This window comes from Sphingomonas sp. Leaf17, from assembly GCF_001421505.1.
Taxonomy (GTDB): domain Bacteria; phylum Pseudomonadota; class Alphaproteobacteria; order Sphingomonadales; family Sphingomonadaceae; genus Sphingomonas.
On the sequence record NZ_LMKL01000001.1, the window covers coordinates 211,925 to 226,790 of the forward strand.

Below are 14,866 nucleotides of genomic sequence, written 5' to 3' on the forward strand. Positions count from 1 at the left end.
GCCCGCCGCTACATCGCCCAGAGCCGCGCCGCGCCGCGCACGCCCGAACTGTCGCCCCATTTGGCCGGCACGATCGCCCCCTCCCACGCGTCGGCAAAGGTATAGCGCCGGATGACGTCGGGCAGCCGGTCGTAGATTTCCTCCACGTTCGACATGCCGCCGCCCATCACGAACACGTCGGGGTCGATGACGTTGACCAGCAACGCCATCGCGCGGCCAAGACGGTCGACATAGGCCTCGACCGTTGCGGTCGCGTCCGCTGCACCGCGTCGCGCCGCCTGGATGATCGCCGGCCCGTCCAGATGATGCCCGGTCCGCGCGGTGTGATCGCGGGTCAGCCCGGTGCCCGAAATCTGGATATCGAGGCAGCCACGCTGGCCGCACCAGCATTCCGGCCCCGGAAACTCGTCCCCGCGCATCCATGGCAGCGGAATGTGGCCCCATTCGCCGCCGATCCCGTTCGCGCCCTCGACGATCTGCCCGTCGACGACCAGCCCACCACCGACGCCGGTGCCGACGATCACCGCAAAGGCGATCCGCGCCCCCGCCGCCGCCCCGTCGACCGCTTCGGACAGGGCCAGACAATTCGCGTCATTGGCCATGCGGATCTCGCGGCCCAGCGCGACCTCCAGATCCTCGCGAAAGGTGCGACCGTTGAGATAGGTCGAATTGGAATTGCGCATCCTGCCGGTGCGCGGGCTGATCGACCCCGGTGTGCCGATGCCGATCGTGCCGGACGCGCCCGCCTCCTGCTCGGCCCGCGCGATCAGATCGCGGACGTCCAGAATGGCCTGGTCGTAATTGCCGGGGTTGGGGGTGCGCACCCGCGTCAGGAACCGGCCGGTCGCGTCCAGCGCGGCGGCCTCGATCTTGGTGCCGCCGAAATCAATGCCGATCTGTATCACGTTGTTGGCGCTCCCTGTTTTCGGGGCGCGTCGCCCTCTCCCGTCATGCGCGGCCTGTGACCGCTGCATGTGGTGTTACCAGTGTGCCCCCGGTTTAATAAAGTCAATTTGAATTGGTTAGTCCAGCCACCACGCGTTTATTTCATCAGGATCGAATCGGACGGCAGCATCCGGTCGAGAAACGGCAGGATCGCCGCGCCCACCGCCGGCGCATCGCGTGACAGTGTCGCCCGGCGGATCGGTGCGGCCGCCGGCAGCACGCCTGCGCGGTCACGCAGCCGTTCATAGGCGGCGATCGCCAGCCGGTCGAGAATATTGTCCGGCAACCGTCCGCTGACCAGCACCGCCGCGGGATTGATAAGGCAATTCACCGCGATCAGCGGCGACGCCAACGCATCGGCCGCATCGGCTATCCAGGCGGCGACGACGGCCCCGGAACCGGTCGGCAGCGCGATCGTCGGGTCATCCAGCCCGCGCGTGAAGCCTGCCGCCTCCAGCCGCGCGGTCAGGCCCGACAGCGACACCAGATCCTGCAACACGCCCCCCCCGGCATGGCCGCCCGGATGGCCCGGCTCCAGGGGCAGGAAGCCGATCTCGCCGCTGCGCGCGGTCGCGCCACGGACATAGGATCCGTCGATCACCAGTCCACCGCCAAGCCCCGCGCTGACCAGCAGATAGAAGAAGCTGCTGTGGTCGTGGCCGCTGCCGAACTGCGCCTCGCCGATCGCCGCCGCCGCCGCGTCGTTGTCGATATGGATCGACCAGGGCACGACGCCACCGATCAGCGCGGCCACGTCCAGTCCGTCCCACCGGGCATACGCCGCCGGGCGGTGCGGCATGGTCACGCGCCCGAGATCATCGGGCAGGGCCACGCCGACGCCCAGGACGCGGTTCATGTCGATGCTGCCGCTGGTGCGGATCGCCTCGACCGCGTCGCGCACGATGTCGCAGACGTCGCCCGGCATGGCGAAGGCGATCTGACGGGTAAACCGCGAGCGCACCGTACCCGCAAGGTCCAGCGCCACCAGCGTCACATGATCGCGGTCGATGTTCAGGCCGACCGCAAAACAGCCGTCGGGATTGATCTGCAACCGCGTGGCAGGCTGGCCGCGCCCGCCCTGCGTCCGGCCAGCATCGACGATCAGGTCGGCCTCGAAGAGACGCCCGGTGATGTTGGCGATGGTCGGCGCGGTCAGCCCGGTCATCCGCGCGATTTCGGCGCGGGTGATGTCGGGGTTGCGGCGCACCGCCTGCAACACGACACGCTGGTTGTAGTCGCCCGCGCGCGCCAGGTTGGTGCCCGACAGGCTGGCACCCAGTCGCGCCGCCCGGTCGCTGGCACTGGTTCCGCCACTGGCGGGTGGTCCGAAATCGGCAAGATCGAACGCCATAGAGTCCCTTCGCAACGCACGCGGGCCGCAGGGTATACCCTGCGGCCCGCGCCGTCACCTTTTACACACGCGCGAGACGGAGAACCGGTGGCATATAGGTCGATGCCGCCGGTCCGCGCGACCGGATCAGAGCGTCAGGCGGACGCTCAGCTGGAACTGGCGATCGCTCTTGAAGAACGAACGCGCCGCTCGCAGATCGCCGCCAAGCCCGTAAGTGGTCTTGGTCGTCTGATCGAGCAGGTTCTGAACCTGCAGGCCGATCTTGAACTGCTTGTTGACCGTGTAGAACAGCGAACCGTCCGCCTGACCGCCGGCCGATGCGAACACCGGCAGGAACGGGAAGCAGCAGTCGCGGTTGGTCAGCAGGAACTCCGAGCGCCAGCTATAGGCGATACGGGCATAGATGCCGAACTTGTCGTAGAACGCCGACACGTTGAAATTGTACTTCGACAGACCGGCGAGCGGCAGGTTGGCGTACAATACCGCAGTGTCGATCGGCGGCGCGTTGTTGGGGTCGGGGTTCGACGCGACGCCGTTCGGGATGTTGCTCGGGTCGACATAGGTGAACGTCGCCTGCGTTCCCAGACCGCTCAGGACGCCCGGCAGGAAGTCATAGGTCTGCTGATAGCTCAGCTCGGCACCCTTGATCTTGCCGGTACCCGGAACGTTGGCCGGACCGTTCACCGTGATGTCAAACGTCTGGCCGTTGTTGGTCAGCGTCCGGGTAAAGCCGGCGTTGTCGAGGATGATGTTCGACAGTTCCTTGTAGAACACCGCACCGGTCAGCGAGCCAACCTTGGCGAAATACCACTCGGCGGTCAGATCGAACTGCTTGGCTTCGACCGGCCGCAGGAACGGATTGCGCGACGTTGCCGCGAAGCCGAACGTGCCACGACCCTGCGCGGCGTTGACGCCGACATAGTTGCGCAGATCGCCGAAGCTGGGACGCGAAATCGCCTTGGAGCCGGCCGCACGGAACAGCAGCGTCGGCGTGACCTGCAGCTTGATGTTCGCGCTTGGCAGCCAGTGGTTGAAGGACTGCGTCGCGACGTCCGGGAACGATGCGCCGTTGGCGAATGCCACCGCGGCATTCTGCTGCGCCGGGGTCAGAAGACAGACGGCCGGTACGGTTTGAAGCGTGGGATCGGCGCAATATTGCGTGACCGAGCCATATTGCGCCGGCAGCACCTGGTTGCGCTGCGGATAGGTCAGCGCGCCGAACGATTCGTCCTTGGTACGAACGAAGCGCAGGCCCACGTTACCCGTCAGCGACATGCCGTTGCCGAAGTCCGACACGCCGAAGTCGGCACGGGCGTAGCCGCCCCACGTCGTTTCCTTGTTGCGGTAATATTCGTTGGCACGGAAATACTTGTCGACCAGATCCGAACGATCCTCAAGCGGGGTGTAGAACCCGCCGCCGACCTTCGTTGCCGCACGCAGCAGCGCCGTCAGCGCGTCATGGTCGCGCATGATCTCGTCGGAGATGTAATTGGTCGACGGCGGCTGGGTCGACTGGTTGCGATAGAAATCCTCGTAATTGAACAGTTCGGTCTGACCCGGGAAGTTGTTCAGCCCGGCCGGACCACCGCTGGTCCAGGTATCCGATACGGCACCCCAGTTGTTGTAGTCGTTGGTGCGGACCGTCTGGTCGCGCGTCGAATAGCGACCACCGACCGCGACCTTGCGCAGGAAGCCGTCCTCGCTGAAATCATAGACCGCATCGCCACGGAACGCCCATTCGTGACCGTCATTGTCGGTCCGGTTGTTCATGCCGTTCTGGATATAGATCGACGACGGGTTGGCAAAATACGCCGCCGTGTCGCGACCCTGCGGCTGGAACGTCACACTCGGCGACTTGCCGGTCAGGTCGATGTTGTAGCCGGCAAAGCTGTTGGTACCGGCGTTGTCGTCGATGCTGTTCGACGTCGATTTCACATATTGCGCGTCGACGTTGATGTGCAGGCGCTCGGTCGGCTCGAACTTGCCGTTCAGCGCGAAGTCCTGCGTAACCGCCTGACCGTCGGTGAAGCGGTTCGCGAAGGTCACCGGACCACCGTTCGACGCGAACTGGTTGAGCTGTCCGAAGCCGCCGCCATTGGGCAGATTGCCGAAGATGCCACCGATCGGGCGGTTCAGCGACCCGCTGGTAAACACGCCGTTCTCGTCATAGGTCGGAGTCGTCCCGGCCACCGGCTTGATGAGCACGGAATCAGCCAGCCCGACGCTCGGCTCGATCGTGTGCTCGATCCAGTTCTGACGCGAATCGGTCAACAGATACTGTGCGGTCAGCAACACGCTGCGGCTGGCGTTCTCATACTGCGCCGCGGCCGATGCACCGATGCGGACACGGTCGAACGACTGGGTCCGGTTGCCGCCACCCATCGGCACATACACCAGGTTGCGACCGGCCGGGACCGGATAGGTGTCGAACAACGTGGTCTGATAGGCGGTACCGGCGTTGATGGTGCGGCCCTCGCCGGCATCCTGCGTGCCGTTGCCGTTCCTGTCGTCATTGTAGCGCGGCAGCATCGCCGAGATGAACACCGCGTCCGACCGGCTGAACTGCTGCGAATAGCTGCCGCTCGCCAGGAAGCCGACGCGACCGCCATCGGGCAGGTCCCACTGCTGGCTGAACAGGCCGACGGCCGACGGCGCGCCCCGCTTCGCCATGTCGCCATAGCTCATCGAACCCGACATGTAGATCAGGCGCTCTTTCGAATCGAACGGCTTGCGGGTGTTGATGTTGACCGTGCCGGAAATGCCGCCTTCGATCAGATCGGCGGTGTTGTTCTTGTACACCTCGATCGAGCCGACCAGCTCGCTCGGCACGTCGTTGAAGCCGATCTCGCGACCACCGGCGACCGCGAAGCTGTCACGTCCGTTAAACTCGCCACGGACATAGCTGAGGCCGCGGATCACGACGCCCGAACCCTCGACCGAGAAATGCGCGGAATCGCTGGGTGCGGCGAAACGGCTGATCGCGATACCGGGGATGCGCTGCAGCGCCTCGTTGACCGACCGGTCGGGCAGTGCGCCGATGTCCTCGGCGGTCACCGCGTCGACGACGGTGTCGGCGTTGCGCTTCAGCGACTGGGCGTTGGCGAGCGACTGGCGCAGGCCGGTGACGACGATATCCTCGGACCCGTCATCGGCGGCCGGGGTGTCGATCTCGGCCGGGGTCACGGCGGTCTGGTCGGTGGTCGACTGGGTCGCGATGTCGCTCGGCGTCGACGACGGCGCCTTCACCGCGCTGCCCGCGGCCGACTGCGGCGAGGTTTCGCCGGCGGTCGGCGCGACCTGCGCGTGGGCGGCGGTCGTCACCATCAGCGCCAGCGCGGATACACCGGCCTTCAACATCAGGTCGCGCTTGGACGCGCGGGAAATCATCGAGTTTTGCATGGCTATTCAGTCCCCTCCCATTCGACCGCCCGGCCCTGTGCCCGGTTCGGATTTCGTGCAGCGCGCGACAGTCCGGCGCTGTGTTCCAGCGCCTTGGACCACAGTCGGGCGATGTCCGACAATAGCGAAATGGTAGCGCACCCAATTTATATTTTCAATTTGGGTTATTTGTTGCAGCAAGGACACAATTGCCCGAAGGCGCATAGTCGGACATGCGGAAAATACCCGTGGCGAGAGGATGCGTTGGCATGACGAAACCAGTCGAGGTCGTGATCGTGGGCGGCGGCACCGCAGGCTGGATGGCGGCGGCCGCGCTGGCAGCACTGCTGCCGGGCCGGGCGTCGGTCCATTTGATCGAGTCGGAGGAGATTGGCATCGTCGGCGTCGGCGAGGCCACCCTTCCCCATTTGCGCGCCTTCAACGAACGCCTCGGGCTGGACGAATCCGCGTTCATGGCCGCGACTCGTGCGACCTACAAACTGGGTATCGAATTCCGCGACTGGGGCCGGATCGGCGACAGCTATATCCATCCGTTCGGCACCTTCGGCCGCGATATCGACGGCATCGCCTTCCACCAGTTCTGGTCGCGCATGGCCGCGCAAGGACGCGCCGCGCCGCTGGAGGCCTATTCGCTGCCGGTGGTCGCCGCCCGCATGGCGAAGTTTGCGCCGCATGACGACCCGGACGCCGCCGTGCCGGGCTTCGGCTATGCCTATCAGTTCGACGCCACGCTGTTCGGCCCCTATCTGCGCCGCTTCTCGGAAGACCGCGGCGTCACCCGTACCGAGGGCCGCGTGGTCGACGTGACGCAGGACGCGCAAAGCGGCGACGTGACCGCGCTGACGCTGGCCGACGGCACGATCGTGACCGGCGATCTGTTCATCGACTGTTCGGGCTTCCGCTCGCTGCTGCTCGGCGGCACGATGGCCGAACCGTTTCAGGACTGGTCGCACTGGCTGCCGTGCGACCGCGCGATCGCGGCACCGTGCGGTGGTGTCGGCCCGCTGGCGCCCTACACCACCGCCGCGGCGATGCCGGCCGGCTGGCGCTGGCGGATCCCGCTCCAGCACCGGGTCGGCAACGGCTATGTCTACAGCAGCGCGCATGTCGACGATGGCGCGGCGGAGGATTCGCTGGTGCAGGCGATGGAATCCGCGCCGATCGTCTCCCCCCGCAAACTGCGGTTCAGGGCCGGACGGCGCGCGCGCAGCTGGGTCGGCAACGTACTGGGCGTCGGGCTGGCGGGCGGGTTCCTGGAGCCACTGGAATCGACCAGCATCTATCTGGTCCAGCTGGCGGTGCAGACGCTGATCGAGCTGTTCCCTACCCCCGGTGAGCCGGTCGTTTCGGTCGATCGCGACGCGTTCAACCGCAAGGTCGACCTGGAATATGACCGCATCCGCGATTTCCTGATCCTGCATTATCACGCGACCACCCGTGACGATTCGCCGTTCTGGGACCATGTCCGCACCATGACGATCCCCGACACGCTGGCCGCCAAGATGGAGCTGTTCCGCCGGCGCGGGCGGATCGTGCAATATGGCGAGGGGCTGTTCCTGGAACCCAGCTGGGTCGCGGTGTATCTGGGGCAACGCGTGGCCCAGCAGGGCATAGACCAGCGGGCGATGGCGATTCCCGCCGATCAGCTCGCCGCCGCGATGGACCGGCTGGCGCGCGAGACGCAGGCATTCGCGCAGAGCATGCCCGATCACGCCGCCTATATCGCCCGGCGCGGCGCGAGCATGGCCGCATGACGATGCCGGCCCCGATCCGCACGATCGCGGTCGTCGGCGATGGCCTGTCAGGCTGGACCACCGCCGCCGCGCTCGCCCGCCGCCTGCCCGGCGTCGTCGTCCGGGTGGTGCCGGTTGCGGGGGCCACGCCGGCTGCGACCGACCAACTGGCGACGATGACTCCGTCAGCGGTCGCGTTCCACGCAGCGATGGGATTGGGCGAACGGCAGGTGTTCGACGCGGTCGAGGGCGTCCACCGGCTCGGGGTGCGGCTGGTCGGATGGACCGACACGCCCGTCACCGTCGCTTATGGCCAGTACGGCGTGCCAACCGGGGCCGCCGCCTTCCATCTGCTCTGGGCGCGCGCCGACGATGCCGGACCGTTCGACGCACAGTCACCGGCCGCGATGCTCGCCGCCGCCAATCGCTTCATCGCCCCCGACGACGATCCCGCCTCGCCGATGTGCGCCTACGAAACCGGGCTGGCCGCCGATCCGGCGCGCTACCGCGACTATATGTGCGCCTATGCCCGCCATCTGGGCGTGCAGGACACGCCGCCGCTGGTGTCGGCGTCCGTGTCGGGCGACCGGATCACCGGCCTGACGGTCGCCGGAGGCACGCTGGTTGCCGACCTCTATGTCGACGCGAGCGGCCCTGACGCGGTCCTGCTCACCCGCCTGCCCGGCGGCGGCGACCGGGTCGACTGGTCCGGCTGGCTGCCCGCCAACCGGCTGGTGTTCGGCACCGCGCCCGCCGATCCCGCCCTGCCCCCGGTCGATATCGCGACGGCTCGCAAAGGCGGCTGGCACCTCGCGGTTCCCTTGAGCGACCGTACGCTGACCGTTCAGGTCCGCACCGGCGGCGAGGGCGTCTCGATGGCACAGGGCCGCCGCATCGCCGCCTGGATCGGCAATTGCGTCAGCGTCGGGGATGCGGCGGTCGAGATCGAGCCGCTGGCATCTCCGCACCTCCGCCTGCTCCACGCCGCGATCGACCGCATCGTCGCGCTGCTGCCCGACACCGGCTTCGCGCGCGTCGAGATCGACCATTACAACCACGAATGGCGCGACGAGGCTGACCGGATGCGCGACTTTACGATCCTCCACCACGTCGCCGGCAAGGCCGATGCTCCTTGCCCGCCCGAATTGCCCCCGGAACTGGAAGCGGCCCTTGCGCTGTTTCGCCAGCGGGGCCGCCTGCCGCATCAGGACGGCGACCTCGTCGGGCGCGACCGCTGGCTGGCGGTGCTGATGGGGCTTGGCGAGCGCCCGCGCGTCGCCGACGCCCTGCTCGACACGGTGGAGCCGGCCGCGTTCGACCGCCTTGCCGCCGGCCACCGCGCCGCCATTGCCCGGGCCGTCGCGCTGGCCCCGCGCCACGTCGACACCCTGCCGCCACGAAAGACTCGCGCATGACCGACCCGCAAGCCTTGCGCGACATCGTGATCGTCGGCGGCGGCACCGCCGGCTGGATGTGTGCCGCCGCCCTCTCCCGCTTCGTCGCCAACGACACGACGCGCGTGACGCTGATCGAAAGCGACGCGATCGGGACGGTCGGCGTCGGCGAGGCGACGATCCCGACCATCAATTTCTTCAACCAGATGCTCGGCATCGACGAGGACGTGTTCCTCGCCGAGGTCGGCGGCACCTTCAAACTGGGGATCGAGTTTTCCGACTGGGGCAAGATCGGCGATCGCTATCTCCATCCCTTCGGCCAGTATGGCCAGACGATGGAGGGGCTGCAATTCCACCATATCTGGGCCAAGCTCGCCGGCATGGGCAAGGCGGCCCCGCTGTCCGATTACAGCCCGTGTGCGGTCGCCTCCGCCGCCGGCCGGTTCGCGCGACAGGCCGGCGACCCCCGATCGCCGTTCAGCCGCCCGGCCTATGCCTTCCACATCGACGCCACGCTCTATGCCCGCTACCTGCGCGGCTATGCGGAAGGCAATGGCGTCACCCGGCTTGAGGGGCGGATCACGCAGGTCGACCGCGATGGCGAGAGCGGCCATGTCACCACGCTGATGCTGGACGATGGCCGGACCGTTGCCGGCGACCTGTTCATCGACTGCTCGGGCTTCCGCAGCCTGCTGCTCGGCGACACGCTGGGCGTGGGGTATGAAGACTGGAGTCACTGGCTGCCCTGCAACCGCGCGGTCGCGATGCCGACCGCGACGGTCGGCCCGCCCGCGCCCTATACCATGGCGATCGCGCGCGATGCCGGCTGGCAATGGCGGATCCCGCTCCAGCACCGGACCGGCAACGGCATGGTCTATGCCGACGCGTTCATGGACCCGGCCACCGCCGAGGCGACGTTGCGGGCGAACCTGGCCGGACCGCCGACCGGAGACGCGCGCCACCTGTCGTTCAAGGCCGGCCGCCGCGACCGGTTCTGGGAGGGCAATGTCGTCGCGCTGGGCCTTGCCGGCGGGTTCCTGGAGCCGCTGGAATCGACCAGCATCCATCTGATCCAGACCGGTATCTCAAAGCTGCTGGCGCTGCTGCCCGACCGCCGCTTCGCCGCCATCGAGCGTGCGGAATATAACCGGCTGATGATCCGCAGCTATGACGGCGTGCGGGACTTCATCATCCTGCATTATGCCGCCACGACCCGTAACGACACACCGTTCTGGAACCATGTCCGCACCATGGAACTGCCCGACAGCCTGTCGTCCAAGATCGAACTGTTCCGGCAGAAAGGCCGCTTCTTCCGCTACGACGACGAACTGTTCGAGATCGCAAGCTGGGTCGCGGTGCTGTACGGTCAGGGCGTGATTCCCGACGGCTACGACCCGATCGTCGACGCGCTCGACGAAACCCGCCTCGCCGCCGCGCTCGATCACATGCGCGGGCATATCCGGGCGTGTGTCGGCGCGATGCCGAGCCACGCCGACTTCATCCGCCAGCATTGCGCGATGGGCACGCGGGTATGACGCGCGCGCAGATCGCGTCGTTCGGCACCATGCCCGGTGGACAGGTGGTCGCGGCGGTGACGCTGACCAACCGCAACGGCCTGACCGCCCGTGTCCTGACCTATGGCGCGACGTTGCAGGCACTGACAGCATCCGACCGCGACGGGACGATGGCCGACATCGTCCTGGGTCACGCAACACTGGCCGAATATCTGGCGGAACGGCGCTATTTCGGCGTGACCGTCGGCCGCTACGCCAACCGCATCCGCCACGGCCGGTTCGCGATCGACGGCAAAGCCTATGCCATCGCCTGCAACAATGGCGAAAACAGCCTGCATGGTGGCGAGGACGGGTTCGACACCCGCTGCTGGACGATCGCCGATGCCGCCGCGTCGGCGGTGACACTGACACTGACCAGCCCGGACGGCGACCAGGGCTATCCCGGCGAACTGCACGTCACCGCGACTTACGAACTCGACGACAGCGACGCGCTGCACGTCACCTACACCGCGACCACCGACGCGCCGACGATCGTCAACCTGACCAACCACAGCTTCTTCAACCTGACCGGAGAAGGATCAGGCACGTCGATCCTGTCGCACCAGCTGACGATCGCCGCCGACGCCTGCCTGCCGGTCGATGCGACGATGATTCCGACCGGCGAGATCCGCCCTGTTGCCGGCACACCGTTCGACTTCCGCCAGCCCCGTGCCATCGGCGACCGGATCCGCGACGCGAGCGACGACCAGATCCGGCTGGGTCAGGGCTATGACCATAATTACGTCCTGCGCGCCGGGGACGCGGACGGGATGCGCGTCGCCGCCACCGTCACCGACCCCGCCTCCGGCCGTGTGCTGACACTGGAAACCGACCAGCCGGGCCTGCAACTCTACAGCGGCAATTTTCTCGATGGCCGCGCGATCGGCAAGGCCGGCCGCGCCTACCGCCAGTCGGACGGACTCGCGCTGGAACCGCAGCTGTTCCCGGACACGCCCAACCAGCCGGCGTTCGGCTCCGCCCGGCTGGATCCAGGCGCGACCTATTGCGCGCGGATCATCTACCGGTTGTCGGTCGACACCTGAGACGGTCGACCACCCCTCACGCCTTCAGCAGCGGCTCGGTATCTTCCAGCGCCAGCCGCACCAGCTCGGTCATCGCCGTGCGCGCCGCCGCCGGATCGGCATCGACGATCGCCTGATAGATCCGCCAGTGATCCGGCATCGGGTCGCGCGGCGGCGCATGGTTGCGCTGCTTGAAGATCGTCGTCCAGGTCACCGCCGCCGCGATCGAGCTGGCCAGCGCGACCAGCGGCGCGTTGCGCGTCGCCGCCAGCACCGCCTGATGGAATTGCTGGTCGGCGGTGCGCCCCTCCTCGGTCGACAGGCCGCATCGCTGCATTTCGTCCAGCGCCTGACGCATCGTCGCCAGATCCGCCTCGGTCCGCCGCTGCGCCGCCAGTTCGGCCGCCGACGGCTCGACGATCATGCGCAGCTCGAACAATCCCCGGACCAGGCTCTCGCTGGGTTCGGAGGCGAAGGTCCAGGCCAGCACGTCGGGATCGAGCACGTTCCAGCGGCTGCGCTCGCTGACGCGCGTTCCGGTCTTGGGCCGGCTCTCCACCAGCCCCTTGGCGGCAAGGATCCGCACCGCCTCGCGATATGCGCTGCGCGATACCTGCAACCGCTCGCTGAACTCGATCTCACCCGGCAGGACATCGCCCGGCACATATGCACCGGTCAGGATGGCGATGCCCAGGTCATGCGCGATCGAGCCATGGATTCGCCGCGCCGCGCCCGTCTCGAACGGCAGCCGGATCTTCTCCGGCTCGACCCAACCCGTGTCGATGGGAGCCGGATCAGTCTGGCCCGGATTACCCCTGTCCGGCGTATCCGGTTGCATCGCAGACATCGTCCTTTTCCACCATTCCCGCCACGCCGGCCCGCCTCTTATGAGAAACGGCGGGCCGCTTGTCGAGCAGGGCCGGCACCCTCAATCCTCAAACGCGTCGACCCTGTCGTGCCGTCCGCGCAAGAAAGCATCGGCGACATGACGCAGCGGGCTGACGTCGACATCGCTTTGCCTCGCCTTCACGAGTCCGGCAAAGCGATCGTACAGGCCGGGATATTCGGCTTCCGGCGGCAGATCCTGCGCCACGCCGTCGATCGACATTTCGCTGCCGCCCTTCGACAGCAGCAGGACACCGTCGCTGGTCTCGACGCGGATATCCCAGGTCTGCGGGCCGGTCTGCCGCCAGTCGAAGACCGCGTCGATCGGCACGTCGTGGCTGTCCTGAAACGTCAGCGTCGCCGCGATCGGTGCTGCGCGATTGGCCGGAAACTCCAGCACGGCGTCGGTCAGGAAGAACGGGCGCGGCAGGATCGCGGTCACGATCGACAGCGCGTTGATGCCCGGATCGAACACGCCAAGGCCACCGGCTTCCCAGATCCACGCCTGTCCCGGATGCCAGTGCCGGACGTCCTCCTTCCACGCGACCGACACGCGCGTGATGGTCCGCGCGGCCAGCCAGTCGCGCGCCGCCGCCACGCCGGACGCACACCGCGAATGCCAGCTGGCGAACAGCGTCACGCCGCGGTCGCGCGCCAGGTCGGCCAGTGCCTTCACCTCGCTCAGCGTCGCGCCGGGCGGCTTTTCCAGAAAGACATGCTTGCCGGCCAGAATCGCCTCACGCGCGGCGGCATAGCGGACCTGCGGCGGCTGGCAGAGCGCCACCGCGTCGATCGTCTCGCCGCCCGCCAGCATTGCCGTCAGGTCGTGATAGGCGGGCACCCCCTCGACGCCGCCGTTGCGGCTGGCGGTCGCCACCAGGTCGAAGTCCGGCGAATTGGTGATCGCGGGCACATGCTGGTCCCGCGCGATCTTGCCGACGCCGACGATTGCGATGCGGATCGTCATGCTGCCGTCGCCTGTTCCAGCACGCCGTCGACGCGGCGTGCGATCTTCCACGGATTGTCGTCACGAAGGCACGCCGGCAGCATCGCCTGCGGCAGGTTCTGGTAACAGACCGGGCGCAGGAACCGTTCGATCGCCAGCGTCCCGACCGACGTCGTGCGCGTATCCGACGTCGCCGGGAACGGCCCGCCATGGACCATTGCGTGACAGACCTCGACACCCGTCGGCCAGCCATTGGCGAGGATACGCCCCACCTTCGTCGCGATCAGCGGCACCAGTTCGGCCGCCTGCGCCTCGTCCTCGGGATCCATCAGCAGCGTCGCGGTCAGCTGACCCTCCAGCTGCGCCAGCACCGATGCCGCCTCGGCCATGTCCTTGACGGTCACGACGATCGACGACGATCCGAACACCTCATGCCCCAGCGCCGCGTCGGCCAGGAAGCTCTGCGCGTCGGTGCGGAACAGTGCGCCCTGCGCCTGATTGACGCCCTCGCCGACCAGCCCGCGCGCAACCGTCGTCACCGCGTCATGCGATGCCAGCGCCTCAACACCGCGCGCGAACGCGTCGTGGATACCCGGCGTCAGCATCTGCTGCGCCTGTGCTTCGGTCATCGCCTTGCCCGCCGCGTCGAGGAACGCGTCCAGATCGGGGCTGTCGACCGCGATCAGCAGCCCGGGATTGGTGCAGAACTGGCCCGCGCCCATCGTCAGCGACTGGATATACGCCGGGGCCAGGGCCGCGCCGCGCGCCTTCAGCGCCGCCGGGAACAGGATGACCGGGTTGATCGCGCTCATCTCGGCATAGACCGGGATCGGCTCGGGGCGCCTGGCGGCGATCTCGACCAGCGCCATGCCGCCGGCGCGCGATCCGGTAAAGCCGACCGCCTTGATGTTCGGATTGGACACCAGCGCCCCGCCCAGATCGTTGCTGGGGCCGGGCAGGTACGAGAAGACGCCGGGATGCAGGCCGCAATCCTTGACCGCGGCCTGGATCGCGCGCGCGACCATCTCGCCGGTACCGGGGTGACCCGGATGCCCCTTCACGACAACCGGGCTGCCGGCCGCAAACGCCGACGCGGTGTCGCCACCGGCGACCGAAAAGGCGAGCGGGAAGTTGCTCGCACCGAACACCGCGACCGGTCCGACCGACAGGTGACGGCGACGCAGGTCGGGACGCGGCAGCGGCGCACGATCGGGCATCGCGGTGTCGATCGTCGCATGGACCCATTCGCCCTCGCGCACGACGCCGGCGAACAGCTTCAGCTGACCCACGGTGCGCCCGCGCTCGCCCTCCAGCCGCGCGCGGGGCAGGCCGCTCTCGGCCATCGCGCGTACGATCAGGTCGTCGCCAAGGGCCACGATATGCTCGCCGATGGATTCGAGGAACTTCGCGCGTGTTTCGGGATCGGTTTCGGAAAAGCTCGGAAACGCCGCGGCCGCCAGATCGCAGGCGCGGGTCACGTCGTCGGCCCCGGCGGCGAAGAACATCGGCTCCAGCGCCTTGCCGGTGGCCGGGTTCACGCCCGCAAACCGGTCATCGCCGGTCGCCTCGGTCGACCCGATAAGGAAAGAACCGTTAATCATGTCGCCATCCCGCATCCGTGAAAACTCAGACATATAC

General features: G+C 67.6%; 10 protein-coding genes. 4 read left to right on the forward strand and 6 right to left on the reverse strand.

Annotated features, from left to right (window positions below; all coding sequences use genetic code 11):
- Window positions 1-8: 8 nt before the first annotated feature.
- The 3 genes from ASE75_RS01045 to ASE75_RS01055 form a co-directional block, all read right to left on the reverse strand.
- Entirely contained in the window at window positions 9-905 is an 897-nt protein-coding gene (locus ASE75_RS01045) for an ROK family protein (RefSeq protein WP_235512457.1), read from the reverse strand.
- 137 nt (window positions 906-1,042) lie between these two features.
- On the reverse strand, window positions 1,043-2,296 hold the full coding sequence (locus tag ASE75_RS01050; protein WP_055927541.1) for an ROK family transcriptional regulator: 1,254 nt from the start codon (window positions 2,294-2,296) through the stop codon (window positions 1,043-1,045).
- Window positions 2,297-2,422: 126 nt separating this feature from the next.
- Window positions 2,423-5,695, reverse strand: a complete 3,273-nt coding sequence (locus ASE75_RS01055; RefSeq protein ID WP_082463721.1) for a TonB-dependent receptor — start codon at window positions 5,693-5,695, stop codon at window positions 2,423-2,425.
- A 248-nt stretch (window positions 5,696-5,943) separates the two neighbouring features.
- On the opposite strand from ASE75_RS01055, the gene ASE75_RS01060 reads away from it, so the two are divergent.
- From ASE75_RS01060 to ASE75_RS01075, 4 genes are read left to right on the forward strand one after another with little or no spacing between them, the layout of a single operon-like run.
- Window positions 5,944-7,449 (forward strand): tryptophan halogenase family protein, encoded by a 1,506-nt coding sequence (locus tag ASE75_RS01060; RefSeq protein ID WP_082463722.1) that lies wholly within the window; start codon window positions 5,944-5,946, stop codon window positions 7,447-7,449.
- A complete protein-coding gene (locus ASE75_RS01065) occupies window positions 7,446-8,843 on the forward strand; it encodes a tryptophan 7-halogenase (RefSeq protein ID WP_055927548.1) in 1,398 nt (465 codons plus the stop codon). Before ASE75_RS01060 ends, ASE75_RS01065 begins: the two co-directional genes overlap by 4 nt.
- Entirely contained in the window at window positions 8,840-10,357 is a 1,518-nt protein-coding gene (locus ASE75_RS01070) for a tryptophan halogenase family protein (protein WP_055927550.1), read from the forward strand. The genes ASE75_RS01065 and ASE75_RS01070 overlap by 4 nt, the downstream gene beginning before the upstream one ends.
- A complete protein-coding gene (locus ASE75_RS01075) occupies window positions 10,354-11,418 on the forward strand; it encodes an aldose epimerase family protein (protein WP_156340035.1) in 1,065 nt (354 codons plus the stop codon). Before ASE75_RS01070 ends, ASE75_RS01075 begins: the two co-directional genes overlap by 4 nt.
- Window positions 11,419-11,434: 16 nt before the next feature.
- Here the strand turns inward: ASE75_RS01075 and ASE75_RS01080 are convergent, their stop codons facing one another.
- The 3 genes from ASE75_RS01080 to ASE75_RS01090 form a co-directional block, all read right to left on the reverse strand.
- On the reverse strand, window positions 11,435-12,244 hold the full coding sequence (locus tag ASE75_RS01080) for a FadR/GntR family transcriptional regulator (RefSeq protein WP_235512458.1): 810 nt from the start codon (window positions 12,242-12,244) through the stop codon (window positions 11,435-11,437).
- A gap of 81 nt (window positions 12,245-12,325) precedes the next feature.
- A complete protein-coding gene (locus ASE75_RS01085) occupies window positions 12,326-13,249 on the reverse strand; it encodes a Gfo/Idh/MocA family protein (protein WP_055927556.1) in 924 nt (307 codons plus the stop codon).
- A complete protein-coding gene (locus tag ASE75_RS01090; protein WP_055929162.1) occupies window positions 13,246-14,829 on the reverse strand; it encodes an aldehyde dehydrogenase (NADP(+)) in 1,584 nt (527 codons plus the stop codon). Before ASE75_RS01090 ends, ASE75_RS01085 begins: the two co-directional genes overlap by 4 nt.
- Between the last annotated feature and the right edge of the window lie 37 nt (window positions 14,830-14,866).

Coding starts and splice junctions, on each gene's coding strand:
- ASE75_RS01060 (WP_082463722.1), top strand. CDS start 5,944: ATGACGAAACCAGTCGAGGTCGTGATCGTGGGCGGCGGCACCGCAGGC.
- ASE75_RS01085 (WP_055927556.1), bottom strand. CDS start 13,249: ATGACGATCCGCATCGCAATCGTCGGCGTCGGCAAGATCGCGCGGGAC.
- ASE75_RS01090 (WP_055929162.1), bottom strand. CDS start 14,829: ATGATTAACGGTTCTTTCCTTATCGGGTCGACCGAGGCGACCGGCGAT.
- ASE75_RS01065 (WP_055927548.1), top strand. CDS start 7,446: ATGACGATGCCGGCCCCGATCCGCACGATCGCGGTCGTCGGCGATGGC.
- ASE75_RS01075 (WP_156340035.1), top strand. CDS start 10,354: ATGACGCGCGCGCAGATCGCGTCGTTCGGCACCATGCCCGGTGGACAG.
- ASE75_RS01080 (WP_235512458.1), bottom strand. CDS start 12,244: ATGTCTGCGATGCAACCGGATACGCCGGACAGGGGTAATCCGGGCCAG.
- ASE75_RS01055 (WP_082463721.1), bottom strand. CDS start 5,695: ATGCAAAACTCGATGATTTCCCGCGCGTCCAAGCGCGACCTGATGTTG.
- ASE75_RS01050 (WP_055927541.1), bottom strand. CDS start 2,296: ATGGCGTTCGATCTTGCCGATTTCGGACCACCCGCCAGTGGCGGAACC.
- ASE75_RS01070 (WP_055927550.1), top strand. CDS start 8,840: ATGACCGACCCGCAAGCCTTGCGCGACATCGTGATCGTCGGCGGCGGC.